Source organism: Streptomyces sp. Go-475, from assembly GCF_003330845.1.
GTDB lineage: Bacteria > Actinomycetota > Actinomycetes > Streptomycetales > Streptomycetaceae > Streptomyces.
In genome coordinates this window covers 7,614,946-7,628,417 of the sequence record NZ_CP026121.1, presented here as the reverse complement: position 1 = coordinate 7,628,417, position 13,472 = coordinate 7,614,946, and the positions used below count along the sequence as shown (strand labels likewise).

Sequence of the window (13,472 nt, the reverse complement as noted above, 5' to 3'; positions counted from 1 at the left end):
TCAGATGCGCTCGACGATCGTGGCGACGCCCATGCCGCCGCCGACGCACAGCGTGGCGAGGCCGTAGCGCTTGTCCTGGCGCTCCAGTTCGTCGACGAGGGTGCCGAGGATCATCGCGCCGGTGGCGCCGAGGGGGTGGCCGAGGGCGATGGCGCCGCCGTTGACGTTGACCTTGTCCAGGGACAGGCCCATGTCCTTCACGAAGCGCAGTACGACCGCCGCGAACGCCTCGTTGATCTCGACGAGGTCGATGTCGTCGATGGTGAGTCCGGCCTTGGCTAGGGCCTTGCGGGTGGCGGGGGCGGGGCCGGTGAGCATGATGGTGGGCTCGGAGCCGGAGACGGCGGCGGAGACGATCCGCGCGCGGGGCGTGAGGCCGTGGCGCTCGCCGACCTCCTGGGAGCCGATCGCGACGAGCGAGGCGCCGTCGACGATGCCGGAGGAGTTGCCCGCGTGGTGGACGTGGTCGATCTTCTCCACCCAGTGGTACTGCTGGAGCGCGACGGCGTCGAAGCCGCCGAGTTCGCCGATGTCCGCGAAGGACGGCTTCAGCTTGGCGAGGGAGTCGGCGGTGGTGCCGGGGCGCAGGTGCTCGTCGTGGTCGAGGACGACGAGGCCGCTGCGGTCCTTGACGGGGACGACGGACTTGTCGAAGCGCCCCTCCTTCCAGGCCGTGGCCGCCCGCTCCTGGGAGAGGGCCGCGTACTCGTCGACGTCCCTGCGGGAGAAGCCCTCGATGGTGGCGATGAGGTCGGCGCCGATGCCCTGCGGCACGAAGTTGACCTGGAGGTTGGTCATCGGGTCGTTGAACCAGGCGCCGCCGTCGGAGGCCATCGGCACCCGGGACATCGACTCGACGCCACCGGCGAGGACGAGGTCCTCCCAGCCGGAACGTACCTTGGCGGCGGCCAGGTTGACGGCCTCCAGGCCCGAGGCACAGAAGCGGTTCTCCTGCACGCCCGCGACCGTGTCGGGCAGCCCCGCGGCGATGGCCGCGATCCGGGCGATGTCGGAGCCCTGGTCGCCGACCGGGCCGACGACGCCGAGGACGATGTCGTCGACGGCGGCCGGGTCCAGGCCCGGGAAGCGGGCGCGGATCTCGTGGATGAGCCCGACGACCAGGTCGATGGGCTTGGTGCCGTGCAGGGCGCCATTGGCCTTGCCGCGCCCGCGCGGGGTGCGGATCGCGTCGTAGACGTACGCTTCGGTGCTCACGAGGAGGCCTTTCGCTGAGGGGTGCGGGGCGCGGAGAGGAGCCCGGGGACGTCCCAGTCCCGGGCGACGTCCGCGGTGTCGGCGCCCGGCCGGGCCGGGCCGCTGCGGACGGAGGTCGGGGTCGCGGAGAAGCGGGGGGCCGGGGCGGGCTGGGTGAGGCCGCCGTGGTCGGTGAAGGTGCCGCGGGCGGCCAGGTGCGGGTGGTGCGGGGCCTCGCGGAGGGACAGCACGGGCGCCACGCACGCGTCGGAGCCGTCGAAGACGGCCGTCCACTCGTCCCTCGTGCGGGTCTTGAAGCGGGCGGCGACCTCTTCACGCAGGTGGTCCCAGCGGGTGACGTCCTTGCGGGCCCCGGCCTGGTCCTCGACGCCGAGGAGGGCGAGGAACTCCGCGTAGAACTGCGGCTCCAGGGCGCCCACGGCCATGTACCTGCCGTCGGCCGTCTCGTACGTGCCGTAGTACGGGCAGCCGCCGTCCAGGAGGTTGGCGCCGCGCCGGTCCTGCCAGCCGCCGGCGGCGAGCATGCCGTGGATCATCGCGGCGAGGTGGGCGGTGCCGTCGACGATGGCGGCGTCGACGACCTGGCCGGTGCCGGTCGCCCGCGCGTGATGGAGGGCGGCGAGGACGCCGACGACCAGGTAGAGGGAGCCGCCCGCGTAGTCGCCGAGCAGGTTGGCGGGGGCCGGCGGCGGCTCGTCTGGGCGGCCGATCATGCCGAGGACGCCGGTGGGGGCGAGGTACGCGATGTCGTGCCCGGCGCGGTGGGCCAGCGGGCCGTCCTGGCCCCAGCCGGTCATCCGGCCGTAGACGAGGCGCGGGTTGCGGGCGCGGCAGTCCTCGGGGCCGACGCCGAGGCGCTCGGCGACACCGGGGCGGTAGCCCTCGATCAGGATGTCGGCGCGGGCGGCGAGGGCGAGCACCCGGTCCGGGCCGTCCGGGGACTTGAGGTCGACGACCACCGAGCGCTTGTTGCGGTTGGTGACGTCGTACGCCGGGTCGATCGCGAGGCCGGGGCCGCCGGGCCGGTCCACGCGGACGACGTCGGCGCCGAGGTCGGCGAGGAGCATGGCGGCGAACGGGCCGGGCCCGATGCCGGCCAGCTCGACGACGCGCACGCCGGTGAGCGGGCCGTCGGCGCCGGGGCCGTCGTGCCGTGGCGTCCTTGCCGTGGTCATCCAGCCCCCAGTGCTGTGACACAACTGATGTAACACCAGCGATGTTAAGAACACGTTCCAGTCGGCACAAGACCGGAACGAGCAAGCGCTTAGCAATCTGCCGGACGGAGTCAGGGCGCGTCCAGCTCCGCCGTCAGCCGCTTCGGCGCGACCACCCGGTAGCTCTCCTCCACCCAGTCGCAGAGCACCTCCGCGGCCGGGGCGCCCGGCTGCTCCAGGGGGATGCTCACCCAGCCGGCCTTTCCCAGGCCGTATCCGGCGGGCTCGGCGCCGGGACACGCCAGCGCGTGTGCGTGGGCCGTCTCGTCGGTGAGCTTCACCGTCACCCCCAAGGGGTAACTGCCGTCCTGGACACCGAGGAAGACGAACACCTTCTTGTTGACCTTCGCGACGGACTCGCCCCACGGGAACTCCTCGACCGCGCCCGGCAACCCCAGGGCGAACGCGCGCACTTTCTCCCACTTCTTCAGGGCATTCCTGGGCACGGCCATCGTCGTCCTCCGGGCTCGTCGTCGGGCTCCGCACTCCTCACGCTAGCCTCGGCCACCGACAGCGGCACGGGCTGCACGACCGAGGGGTGTCATGAGCAGGCAAAACGGGACGGACCGTCCGTACGACATCGTGCTCTTCGGAGCCACCAGCTTCGCCGGAGCGCTCACCGCGGAGTACCTCGCAGCCCACGCGCCCGAGGGGCTGCGCTGGGCGATCGCGGGCCGGAGCGAGGAGAAGCTGCGGCGGCTGCGGGAGGGTCTGCCCGGTGACGCGGAGGTCGGCGTGCTGCGGGCGGACGTGTCCGACCCGGCCTCGCTGCGCACCCTGGCCGAGCACGCGCGCGTGGTGGCCACGACGGTCGGCCCCTACGTCACCTACGGCGAGGCGCTGGTCGCCGCCTGCGCGGACGCCGGGACGGACTACCTCGACCTGTGCGGCGAGCCCGAGTTCGTGGACCTGACGTACGTCCGGCACGACGCCCGCGCGAGGGAGACCGGGGCGCGGCTGGTGCACGCCGCCGGGTTCGACTCGGTCCCGCACGACCTGGGCGTGTACTTCACCGTGCGGCAGCTGCCGGAGGACGTGCCGCTGAGCATCGAGGGCTTCGTGACCGCCGACGCGGCGTTCTCGGGAGGCACCTTCGCCTCCGCCCTCAACCAGTTCGCGCGGCAGCGGGAGATGGCGGCGGCCGCACGGGACCGGCGGCGGCACGAGCCGCGGCTGGTGGGCCGGCGGGCGGCGGCGCCGCTCGGCGCTCCGCGGTTCGCCGAGGAGGTCGGCGCGTGGGCGCTGCCGATGCCGACCATCGACCCGCAGATCGTGCGGCGTTCGGCGGCGGCGCTCGACCGGTACGGGCCCGACTTCCGGTACCGGCAGTACGCGGCCGTGCGACGGCTCCCCGTCGCGGTGGGCGGGGTCGCGGCCGTCGGCGCGCTGGTCGCGGCGGCCCAGGTACCGCCCGCGCGGCGGTGGCTGTCCGGCCGTCTCAAGCCCGGCGACGGACCGGGCCCGGAGAAGCGGGCGAAGAGCTGGTTCTCCGTGCGTTTCGTGGGCGAGGGCGGCGGCCGGCGCGTGTTCACGGAGGTCTCGGGCGGCGACCCCGGGTACGGCGAGACGGCGAAGATGCTCGCCGAGTCGGCGCTCTGCCTGGCCTTCGACGACCTGCCGAAGACGGCGGGTCAGGTCACCACGGCGGTGGCGATGGGCGACGCGCTGACCGACCGGCTGCGGGCGGCGGGGATCCGCTTCCGCGTCGCGGCGACCCGCTGACGGGCCACCCGGTGATCTACAGCGGCCACTCGGCGATGGTGTAGATCATCCCGGCGATCCAGCCGAGTCCCGCCAGCACGGCGAGGATCAGTCCGATGGTGACGGCCCGCTCGACCGCCTGGGTCGGGCCGGCAACGGGCTTGGGGGCGCGGTGCGTTGTCATGACCCCAGCCTGCCGACGGGGGCGGCGGCCGGGCATCCGTACAGGTACTCAGAGCCGGTACTCAGCTCACACCGCCCGCCCGGGTGCGATCTCCTGCCACCGGGGCCGGTCAGGCCGGGGCGGTCTCCCGCAGTGCCTTCCGGCACAGTGCGTCCGCCCTGCGTGTGGTCTCCGGGAGGCGGTACCTGGGGGTCAGGGCGAGGGTGTGGGCGCAGGCGTTCGGCAGGGTCACGCGGTGGCCCACGGAGACGAACACCGGTTTGACGGCGTCCCGGGTGCGCAGGGCGCGGCCGACCTCCTCGGTGCCGGCGAGCAGCGGGGAGCTGCTGCCGCGCGGGGTGTCCGGGTCGTCGTAGGTGAAGGTGAACGGGTTCTTCGCGACGCCGATCGTGGGCAGGCCGGTCAGCACGCCGAGGTGGCCCGCCAGGCCGAAGCGGCGGGGATGGGCGAGGCCGTAGCCGTCGCAGACGACCAGGCCGGACGGGCACGGCAGGGCGTCGAGCGCGGCGAGGACCGCGGGGAGCTCGCGGAAGGCGAGCAGTCCGGGCACGTAGGGGAAGGAGACCCGGCCCACCGCCGTGGCCTCGGCGACGACGTCGAGGCTCGACGCGTCCAGCACGACCGCTGCCGCCGCCACGACGTCCCGTTCGTCGTCGTAGGCGACGTCCACTCCGGTCACATGGCCCGTGCCGGGCGGCGGTCCGGGTTCGTCGAGGATCAGGCGGGTGCGCAGTTCGTCCTGGACGGCGCGGGCCTCTTCCTCGGTGGCGGGCCAGCCTTCGGGGATGCGTACGGTCGTCATGGTGGTCCCGAGCCTACGGGCAGCGCGAAGGCCGGCGGGTCAGGGAGTCCCGCCGGCCTTCTCGGGCCGTGTGCCTCACTTGCCCAGTGCGCGCTGCAACTGGCTCTTGTTCATGCTGGAACGGCCCTCGACGCCCTTGCGCTTGGCCTCCTGGTAGAGCTGGTCGTAGGTGGGGCCCTGGGAGCCCTGCCCGGACCGCTGCCCGCCGCGCTTGCCGGACGACATGTCCTTCGTGGAGGTGCGGCTGGCCGTCTTCGACTCGCCGGAGCGGGCGCGTTCCTTGTTCACCGTCCGCGAGGCGATCTCCTTGGCGCGGCCGGTGCTCTCGCCCCGGTCCTGCGCACTCTTCTTGATGTGCTCGTACTGGCGCTCCCGCTTGGAGCTCGAACCGCGTGGCATGACCGCTCACTTCCTTTCAGCTTCAGTGAACGAGTACCCACACTGCCAACAATCAGGGCATACCGCGCGCTCACTGCTCCAGGCGGGCAACGCGCCCCCGCTCGCCGGCGGCCCAGCAGCCGTGGTCCGGGGTGCAGTCGACGGTGTCGTAGGAGCCCGGGTCGACCGTCCGCCAGGTGCGGCCGCCGTCCGTGGTGAGGTCGGTGCCGGTGGGGCCGACGGCGAGGGCGGCCGTGCGGCTGTGCGGGAGCCAGGCCACGCCGGAGCGGTAGGCGGTCGGGGGCGTGGCGGCGGGGCGCCAGGCGCGGCCGCCGTCGGCGGTGCGCGCGGCGGCCCGGGGTGAGGGCTGTCCGGGGCGGAAGTCGCCGCCGACGGCGAGACCGTGGGTGCGGTCGCGGAAGGCCAGCGCGAAGACGCCGCGCGCCGGGTCGCCCGCCGGGAGGGGCGTGTCGGCGGCGGTCCAGGTGCGTCCCCGGTCGGCGGAGTGCAGGACACGCGCGCGTGCGGCCCCGCCGGTGGCGAGCCAGACGTCCTTCGGCCCGGACGTCACCAGGCACTGGCCGCTCGCCGCGAACCCGGCCTCGCCCTCCTGCGCGGCCGGCATGCCCCCGCTCGGCAGCACCGTCCAGGTGCGGCCGCCGTCGCCGGTCGACAGGATGCGGAACCTGCCGTCCACCGGGTCGCTCATCGCGAGGCCGTGGCGGTGGTCGAAGAAGGCCATGCAGTCGTAGAAGGCCTTCGGGTCGGTGTTGCGGAAGGTCTCCGTCCAGGTCGTTCCGCCGTCGTCGGTGCGGTACACGCGGGACGCCTCGCCCTCACCGATGGCCAGGACGACGGCCCGGCGCGCGTCGAACGCCTCGACGTCCCGGAACTGCACCTCCCCCGCGCCCGGGGGTGAGACGTTCCGCCAGGTCGTGCCGCCGTCCGTGGTGCGCAGGACGGTGCCGCCGGTCCCGGCGGCCCAGGCGGTGTTCCGGCTGACGGCGGCCAGGCCGCGGAACCGTACGTCAGGGGTGCCGGTGTCCGTCAGCTGCCAGTGCGGTACCCGGCGCTCCGGCTCGTGCGCCTGTGCCGGTGCCGGTGCGGCGGCGGTCGCGGGCAGGGCCGCCGCGGCCTGGGCCGGTGCGGCGGTCGTCGCGGCAAGGGCCGCCGCGCACGCCGTCGCCGCGAGCATCCCGCGTCGTGTCCGTCCCGTCCGTCGCGTGCTCCCCGAGCGCCTCATGGCCGGGGAAGCTAGCCCACCGCCCGGGTGCCGTCCAGACGGCCTCGTGGGTCCCCGGGTGTTCCGCCGGGCACCACAAGTGCCCTTCCTGGCGCATGGGGAGAGCCATGTCACTCCCGTGCATGAACGCGGTGACAGAGGTCACTCGCTTTTCGTGTGCACGGATTGGCTGATTCCGTCGTCTCTTCCATTGCCCGGCCTCATCCGCCCGGAAGTGTCCGTCGCCGTCACAAGGGAGCAAGGCGTTGTCCATCGTCATCGAGCAGCCCGTGGAGGCCCGCCTCGTCGCCGCCGCGCCGCGTATGCCGAGCATTCCCGCGACGCTGCACTACGACCGGCGTGACCCGTTCGCCGTCCGCATGACCTTCCCCGCCCCGGCCACGCTGGAGGGCGTCGAGGTCTGCTGGACCTTCTCCCGCGAGCTGCTCGTCGCGGGTCTGAAGGCCCCCGACGGTCACGGCGACGTGCGGGTGCGGCCGTACGGGTACGACCGTACGGTGCTGGAGTTCCACGCCCCGGAGGGCACCGCCGTGGTGCATGTCCGCTCCAGCGAGGTGCGCCGGTTCCTGGAGGCCACGAGCGAGCTCGTGCCGGTCGGCCTGGAGCACCTCCAGCTGGATCTGGACCACGACCTCGCCGAGCTGATGCGCGACGCGTGCTGAGCTGACCGCTCCCGGGGCGGGGCCGGGGTCAGGGCGACGCGGATGCCGCCAGCGCCGCGGACACCGCCGCGCGCACCTCACGCACGATCCTCGCCAGGCCGGGCGACGCCGCCCCCGCCCGCTCGGTCAGCTCCTCGACGCGCTGCTCGCGGGCGGCGAGGTCCTGGCCGAGGAGGTCCGCCGCGGCCGCGAGGGCGGCCACCGCGGCGTCCCGCTCGGACACCCCGGGGACCGGCGACGGTCCCAGGAGGACCTGCCGCGTCTCCTCCCGCAGCGCGTCCACGACGGCGACGCGCTCCAGTGCGTACTCCACGGACGGGAACACGCCGAGGACCCGCTTCTTCTCCGCCCGCAGCCACCCCTCGGCCACCAGCTGCTCGCGCACGGCGTCGAGGGTGACCCGCGCCCGCAGCGTCACCCAGGTCCGCCAGGAGTGCGGACACGACTCGCGGACCAGCTCCAGCAGCCCGTCGAGGACAGCGTCACCCGCGGCCGCGTCCAGGTCGACCGGCGTGGCGATGCCGTCCTCGTCGGTGAGCAGGCCGCGCTGGGCCAGTTCGGTGAGGGCACCGGCCCGCACCAGATCGGACAGCCGGGCGGTGGCCGTCGGCCGCGCGGCGTCCCAGGCCAGCAGGCAGAGCCGGGCCGGCAGCGAGAGCGGGCCGTGGGGCACGGGGCCTCCTCGGGGCGGGGAGATCGGGCTTCACGTTAATCCGTTGACAGGCTCCAGGCCCGCTCCTACGGTGTACAGCGGTCCTGTTGCCGCCGATTGGAGAAGGACGTTGCTCGTCTGAGGTCCTGAGACACCGCCTCACACCGGTCCGGTGTGTGCGCCGCGTGCGACCTCGGCGATCGAGCCGTCCTCCGGTACAGGGCTTTTCTCATGCCCGTGGAGCCTCTCCGTCCTGGTCGCAGGTGTCTCGAAACGCGTTTGCCCCCGACCGCTTCGAGCAACCGCGAGTGAGGCCCCCATGGCTGCATCCATCACTGTCACCTCCCTGTCGTTCACCTGGCCCGACGGCTCCCCCGTCTTCGAGGACCTGGACGTCGCGTTCGGCCCCGGCCGGACCGGCCTGGTCGGCGTCAACGGGTCCGGCAAATCGACCCTGTTGAAGCTGATCGCCGGTGAACTCGCCCCGGCCGACGGCACCGTCCGCGTGGCCGGCGAGGTCGGATACCTCCCGCAGAACGTCACCCTCGACACCACCCTGCGCGTCGACGAGGCGCTCGGCATCGCCGACAAGCGGGCCGCGCTGCACGCCATCGAGGCGGGCGACGTCTCCGAGGCGCACTTCGAGACCGTCGGCGACGACTGGGACGTCGAGGAACGCGCCCTGGCCACCCTCGGCGAACTCGGCCTCGGCCACATCGAGTTGGACCGCACCATCGGCGAGGTCTCGGGCGGCGAGTCGGTCCTGCTGCGCCTGGCCGCGCTGCTGCTGCGCCGGCCCGACGTCCTGCTGCTGGACGAGCCGACCAACAACCTCGACCTGTACGCCCGCAGGCGGCTGTACGCGGCCGTCCAGTCCTGGCCGGGCGTGCTGGTCGTCGTCAGCCACGACCGGGAACTGCTGGACCTCGTCGACCAGGTCGCCGACCTGCGCTCCGGCGGGATCACCTGGTACGGCGGCAACTACTCCGCGTACGAGGAGGCCCTGGAGACCGAGCAGGAGGCGGCCGAGCGCATGGTCCGCGTCGCCGAGGCCGACCTCCGCCGGCAGAAGCGCGAACTGACCGACGCGCAGGTGAAGTTGGCGCGCCGCAGGCGGTACGCGCAGAAGATGTACGACACCAAGCGCGAACCCCGGGCCGTCATGAAGCTCAGAAGCCGCGCGGCCCAGGTCTCGGCGGGCAAGCACCGGATCATGCACGAGGAGAAGCTCGCCGAGGCCCGGGAGCGGCTCGACGAGGCGGCGGAGGCCGTGCGGGACGACGACGAGATCCGCGTCGACCTGCCGTTCACGGCCGTCCCGCCGGGGCGTACCGTCCTCACCCTCCAGGATCTCGGGCTCCGCTACGGCGCCCGGATCAAGGGCGGGCTCGAACTGCGCGGCCCCGAGCGGGTCGCGCTGATCGGTCGCAACGGCGCGGGCAAGACCACGCTGCTGCGCACGATCGCCGGGGAGCTGCCCCCGGAGTCGGGCGAGGTCACGGCGCACGTCCCGCTGCGGTTCCTGCCGCAGCGGCTCGACGTCCTGGACGGGGAGCGGACGGTCGCCGAGAACGTGGCCCGGTTCGCGCCGGGCGCCACCAACAACCGGATCCGGGCGCGGCTGGCCCGCTTCCTGTTCCGGGGCGGCCGGGCCGACCAGCAGGCGTCGACGCTCTCCGGCGGCGAACGCTTCCGGGCGGCGCTGGCCGCCCTGATGCTGGCCGAGCCCGCGCCTCAGCTGCTCATGCTGGACGAGCCGACCAACAACCTCGACATGGCGAGCGTGCGGCAGCTGACCACGGCCCTGGAGTCCTACGAGGGGTCGCTGATCGTGGCCAGTCACGACCTGCCGTTCCTGGAGTCGGTCGGGATCACGCGCTGGCTGCTGCTGGAAGAGGGAGAACTGAAGGAAATCACGTCAGAAGCTGTCGGGTTTCCCGCCTAGCGTCGGGTGCATGCCCGCATTCATCACCCTGACCGGAGCCCGCGAGAACAACCTCAAGGACGTCACCCTCCGCATCCCGAAAGGCCGGCTGACCGTGTTCACCGGCGTTTCGGGGTCGGGGAAGTCGTCGGTCGTCTTCGACACGATCGCGGTGGAGTCGCAGCGCCAGCTGAACGAGACGTATCCGTGGTTCGTCCGCAACCGGCTGCCCAAGTTCGAGCGGCCGCACGCGGACGGCCTGGAGGACCTCACCCCCGCGATCGTCGTCGACCAGCGGCCGGTCGGCGGCCACTCCCGGTCGACGGTCGGCACCATGACGGACGTCTACTCGGTGATCCGCGTCCTGTTCTCCCGGCACGGCACACCGAGCGCCGGTCCGGCCACGGCCTACTCGTTCAACGACCCGTCGGGCATGTGCCCCGAGTGCGACGGACTGGGCCGGACGGTACGGCCCGACTGGGACCGCATCCTGGACCCGGACCGCTCGCTCGCCGACGGGGCGGTCCGCTTCCCGCCGTTCGCCGCGGGGACCTGGCAGGGCCAGGCATACACCAACAGCGCCGACCTCGACCCGGACAAGCCGGTGGGGCGGTTCACCGCCGCCGAGCGGGAGTTCCTGATGCGCGGGCGGCCCGGCAGCAAGGTCACCGTCAAGGGCAGCGGCGGCACCTGGAGCACGGATTACGAGGGTCTCGCCGACCGCTTCGAGCGGCTGTACCTGAAGCGGGACCTGTCGGCCATGAGCCAGAAGACCCGCGACCTGGTCCGGGAGTTCCTGACGGAGGGCGTCTGCCCGGCCTGCCGGGGAGCACGGCTCAACGCGGCGGCGCTCGCGACCCGGATCGACGGCCGGTCGATCGCCGACTGCACGCGCATGCAGGTCACGGACCTGATCGCCGTGCTGAAGGGGATCGACGACCCGGTGGCCGGGCCGATCGCCGGGGCGGCCGTGGCCGCGCTGGAACGCATCGAGGCGATCGGCCTCGGCTATCTGAGCCTGGACCGGGAGACGGCCACGCTCAGCGGCGGGGAGGGCCAGCGGCTGAAGACCGTGCGGCACCTCGGCTCCAGCCTGACCGGCATGACGTACATCTTCGACGAGCCGAGCGTCGGGCTGCACCCGCGCGACGTGGGCCGGCTCGGCGATCTGCTGCTGCGGCTGCGCGACAAGGGCAACACCGTCCTGGTCGTCGAGCACGACCCGGACGTCATCGCACTGGCCGACCACGTCGTCGACATGGGGCCGGGCGCCGGAACCGGGGGCGGCACGGTGGTGTTCGAGGGGACGCCGGAGGAACTGGCCGCGTCGGACACGCTCACCGGTCGCTGTCTGCGCCGGCGTACGGCGGTCAAGGAGGAGGTGCGGCGGGCCACCGGCGAGCTGTGGGTGAAGGGCGCCGACCGGCACAACCTGCGCGACGTGACCGTGCGGTTCCCGACCGGTGTGCTCACGGCGGTCACCGGGGTCGCCGGGTCGGGGAAGAGCACCCTGGTCGGGGAGTTCACCGCCGCCCACGAGGAGGCCGTGGTCGTGGACCAGTCGTCGATCGGGATCTCGGGCCGGTCCACCCCGGCGACCTACCTGGGGATCATGGACACGGTACGGAAGGTCTTCGCCCGCGAGACGGGCGCCGAGGCGGGCTGCTTCAGCTTCAACTCCAGCGGCGCCTGCGGCACGTGCGAAGGCCGGGGCATCATCTACACCGACCTCGCCTTCATGGACCCGGTGACGACGACCTGCCACGACTGCGAGGGGCGGCGCTTCAAGGAGGAGGTGCTGCGGCTCACCGTCCGGGGCCGGTCCATCGCCGACGTCCTGGAGATGACGGCCGAGCAGGCGCTCGGCTTCTTCGACGACCAGGGCGTACGGCGACGGCTGCGCGCGCTGCGGGACGTCGGACTCACGTATCTGACGCTCGGCCAGCCCCTGTCCACGCTCTCCGGCGGTGAGCGGCAGCGCATCAAGCTGGCCACCCGGCTGCACCGCACGGGCGCGGTCTACGTCCTCGACGAACCGACGACGGGCCTGCACATGGCGGACGTGGCGGGACTCGTCGACCTGCTGGACCGGCTGGTGGACGCGGGCAACACGGTCCTGGTCGTCGAACACAACCTGGACGTCGTCGCCCGGGCCGACTGGGTGATCGACCTCGGCCCGGACGGCGGCAGGGACGGCGGCGAGGTCGTCTTCGAAGGCACGCCGCGACAACTCCTCCAAGCACGGGGGTCGTTCACCGGGGAGCACCTGCGGCGGGCGGTCCGGGCGGACGTCAGCGTGCCGGGGTGAGATCCCCGGTGAGCCGTACGCCCGGGTGAGCGCTGTTGCTGACGACGGCGAGGCGGGGACCGTGCGGATCAGGGTGCCACTGCCCGCCGACCAGTGGGAGGAGGGCGATGTTGGGGGTCGGCCCCCGTGTCCAGTCGAGGCGGCCGGCGATGGTGTCGAGGGCGGCGCCGGAGAGGGCCTGCGCGACGGAGGCCCGGTCGGTGGGGTCGTCCGCCGCCGTGAGGGCGTGGTGGGCGGTCTCCAGCAGGGCGTGGGCGAGGCCGAGGGGCTGGAGCCAGGCGGCTCCGGTGTCCTGCTGGTAGGCGTGGGCGAGTTCGGCGCACGTGGTGCCGTCGAGGCCGGAGCGGTAGGGGTGGGCCGGGCTCCAGTACACGAGGGTGGCCACGCGGGCGTCGGCGAGCTCGCCGTGCACGTCGGCGGCGGGGGTGGTGTGGGTGTGCGGGTAGGTCAGCCAGCGCGAGCAGGTGATCAGCCGCGGCCGCACCCCCGCCGCACGGGCCTGGCGGTGGAAGAGGGCGAGGTCGGTGGCGGTGGCGGCGCTGGTGACGCGGTCGGCGCCGTGCTCGCGCAGCCGGTCGACCTGCGCGGTGAAGTCGTCGGCCGGTTCCCGGTAGGCGCCGAGGTCGGCCAGGGTGTGCCCGCGTGGGGACGTCACCGCGGCGAAGCCGTACCGGTCGTGGCGCAGCAGGTCCCCTTGCAGGTCGTCGTTCCACAGGCATCCGACGGTGCCTGCGCCGCCGACGCGTTCCCACAGGTCGGCGAAGACGGCGGCGATGTCGTCCAGTCCCCACGCGAAGTGGTACGTCCAGCGGAAGCGGTGCCCGGGCCCGGCCCCGCGGGTGTGGACGTACGCCTGCCAGGGGAACGTGGTCGACAGGCAGGGGACCCCGGCCTCCTCGCAGGCGTCCGCGACGGCGGGCAGGACCCGGGTTCCGGCCATGGTGAGCACCAGGTGCGCGCCGTCCGTCCCGGCCAGGTCCCGTACGGCCCGCCGGGCCGCGTCCGGGTCGGAGCGGCTGTCGCGCACGGCGACGGTCACGTCGTGGCGGCGGCCGCCGTTGCGGACGTGCGCCAGCCGGGGCGCGAGCCTGCGCAGGACGTACGACAACGGTGACCCGAGGGGGGCCAGCCGGCCCGTCAGCGGCGCGACCACGCCCACACACAAGGAAGTCGACGGCACCGGGGCCCC

The 13,472-nt window shown here is 73.5% G+C and carries 13 protein-coding genes; 4 read left to right on the top strand and 9 right to left on the bottom strand.

Features of this window, described 5'->3' with window-relative positions:
- The 3 genes from C1703_RS34620 to C1703_RS34610 all read right to left on the bottom strand — a co-directional run bounded on the left by C1703_RS34620 (nt 1) and on the right by C1703_RS34610 (nt 2,881).
- Nucleotides 1-1,215 carry an acetyl-CoA C-acetyltransferase gene (locus tag C1703_RS34620; protein ID WP_114256536.1) on the bottom strand — a complete coding sequence of 405 codons (1,215 nt, stop codon included), beginning with the start codon at nt 1,213-1,215 and terminating at the stop codon, nt 1-3.
- On the bottom strand, nt 1,212-2,390 hold the full coding sequence (locus C1703_RS34615) for a CaiB/BaiF CoA-transferase family protein (protein ID WP_114256535.1): 1,179 nt from the start codon (nt 2,388-2,390) through the stop codon (nt 1,212-1,214). Before C1703_RS34615 ends, C1703_RS34620 begins: the two co-directional genes overlap by 4 nt.
- A gap of 110 nt (nt 2,391-2,500) precedes the next feature.
- Nucleotides 2,501-2,881, bottom strand: a complete 381-nt coding sequence (locus C1703_RS34610; RefSeq protein ID WP_114256534.1) for an MmcQ/YjbR family DNA-binding protein — start codon at nt 2,879-2,881, stop codon at nt 2,501-2,503.
- A gap of 91 nt (nt 2,882-2,972) precedes the next feature.
- Between C1703_RS34610 and C1703_RS34605 the strand changes: the two genes are divergently transcribed.
- Nucleotides 2,973-4,151 carry a saccharopine dehydrogenase NADP-binding domain-containing protein gene (locus C1703_RS34605; RefSeq protein WP_114256533.1) on the top strand — a complete coding sequence of 393 codons (1,179 nt, stop codon included), beginning with the start codon at nt 2,973-2,975 and terminating at the stop codon, nt 4,149-4,151.
- A gap of 16 nt (nt 4,152-4,167) precedes the next feature.
- Here the strand turns inward: C1703_RS34605 and C1703_RS39415 are convergent, their stop codons facing one another.
- The 4 genes from C1703_RS39415 to C1703_RS34590 all read right to left on the bottom strand — a co-directional run bounded on the left by C1703_RS39415 (nt 4,168) and on the right by C1703_RS34590 (nt 6,689).
- Nucleotides 4,168-4,314, bottom strand: coding sequence for a hypothetical protein (locus C1703_RS39415; RefSeq protein ID WP_198678349.1), 147 nt, complete (start codon nt 4,312-4,314; stop codon nt 4,168-4,170).
- Between the two features lie 109 nt (nt 4,315-4,423).
- On the bottom strand, nt 4,424-5,116 hold the full coding sequence (locus C1703_RS34600) for an endonuclease V (RefSeq protein WP_114256532.1): 693 nt from the start codon (nt 5,114-5,116) through the stop codon (nt 4,424-4,426).
- A gap of 75 nt (nt 5,117-5,191) precedes the next feature.
- Nucleotides 5,192-5,515: a plasmid stabilization protein gene (locus C1703_RS34595; protein ID WP_114256531.1), complete on the bottom strand. Its 324-nt coding sequence runs from the start codon at nt 5,513-5,515 to the stop codon at nt 5,192-5,194.
- Nucleotides 5,516-5,585: 70 nt separating this feature from the next.
- Entirely contained in the window at nt 5,586-6,689 is a 1,104-nt protein-coding gene (locus C1703_RS34590; RefSeq protein WP_114256530.1) for an oxidoreductase, read from the bottom strand.
- 293 nt (nt 6,690-6,982) lie between these two features.
- Here C1703_RS34590 and C1703_RS34585 point away from each other — a divergent pair, with 293 nt between their 5' ends.
- Entirely contained in the window at nt 6,983-7,399 is a 417-nt protein-coding gene (locus tag C1703_RS34585; RefSeq protein WP_114256529.1) for an SsgA family sporulation/cell division regulator, read from the top strand.
- Between the two features lie 28 nt (nt 7,400-7,427).
- On the opposite strand, the gene C1703_RS34580 is transcribed toward C1703_RS34585, so the two are convergent.
- Nucleotides 7,428-8,072, bottom strand: a complete 645-nt coding sequence (locus C1703_RS34580) for a GPP34 family phosphoprotein (protein ID WP_114256528.1) — start codon at nt 8,070-8,072, stop codon at nt 7,428-7,430.
- Between the two features lie 298 nt (nt 8,073-8,370).
- Between C1703_RS34580 and C1703_RS34575 the strand changes: the two genes are divergently transcribed.
- Together C1703_RS34575 and C1703_RS34570 are read left to right on the top strand one after the other, a co-directional pair.
- Nucleotides 8,371-9,996: an ABC-F family ATP-binding cassette domain-containing protein gene (locus C1703_RS34575; protein WP_114256527.1), complete on the top strand. Its 1,626-nt coding sequence runs from the start codon at nt 8,371-8,373 to the stop codon at nt 9,994-9,996.
- Between the two features lie 10 nt (nt 9,997-10,006).
- Nucleotides 10,007-12,283 (top strand): excinuclease ABC subunit UvrA, encoded by a 2,277-nt coding sequence (locus C1703_RS34570; RefSeq protein WP_114256526.1) that lies wholly within the window; start codon nt 10,007-10,009, stop codon nt 12,281-12,283.
- On the opposite strand, the gene C1703_RS34565 is transcribed toward C1703_RS34570, so the two are convergent.
- Nucleotides 12,267-13,463 (bottom strand): ABC transporter substrate-binding protein, encoded by a 1,197-nt coding sequence (locus tag C1703_RS34565; RefSeq protein ID WP_114256525.1) that lies wholly within the window; start codon nt 13,461-13,463, stop codon nt 12,267-12,269. The genes C1703_RS34570 and C1703_RS34565 overlap by 17 nt on opposite strands.
- Nucleotides 13,464-13,472: the final 9 nt, after the last annotated feature.

Bases quoted from the DNA above. Each gene is read 5' to 3' on its own strand.
- C1703_RS34615 (WP_114256535.1), bottom strand. From the start codon at position 2,390: ATGACCACGGCAAGGACGCCACGGCACGACGGCCCCGGCGCCGACGGC.
- C1703_RS34610 (WP_114256534.1), bottom strand. From the start codon at position 2,881: ATGGCCGTGCCCAGGAATGCCCTGAAGAAGTGGGAGAAAGTGCGCGCG.
- C1703_RS34605 (WP_114256533.1), top strand. From the start codon at position 2,973: ATGAGCAGGCAAAACGGGACGGACCGTCCGTACGACATCGTGCTCTTC.
- C1703_RS39415 (WP_198678349.1), bottom strand. From the start codon at position 4,314: ATGACAACGCACCGCGCCCCCAAGCCCGTTGCCGGCCCGACCCAGGCG.
- C1703_RS34600 (WP_114256532.1), bottom strand. From the start codon at position 5,116: ATGACGACCGTACGCATCCCCGAAGGCTGGCCCGCCACCGAGGAAGAG.
- C1703_RS34595 (WP_114256531.1), bottom strand. From the start codon at position 5,515: ATGCCACGCGGTTCGAGCTCCAAGCGGGAGCGCCAGTACGAGCACATC.
- C1703_RS34590 (WP_114256530.1), bottom strand. From the start codon at position 6,689: ATGCTCGCGGCGACGGCGTGCGCGGCGGCCCTTGCCGCGACGACCGCC.
- C1703_RS34575 (WP_114256527.1), top strand. From the start codon at position 8,371: ATGGCTGCATCCATCACTGTCACCTCCCTGTCGTTCACCTGGCCCGAC.
- C1703_RS34570 (WP_114256526.1), top strand. From the start codon at position 10,007: ATGCCCGCATTCATCACCCTGACCGGAGCCCGCGAGAACAACCTCAAG.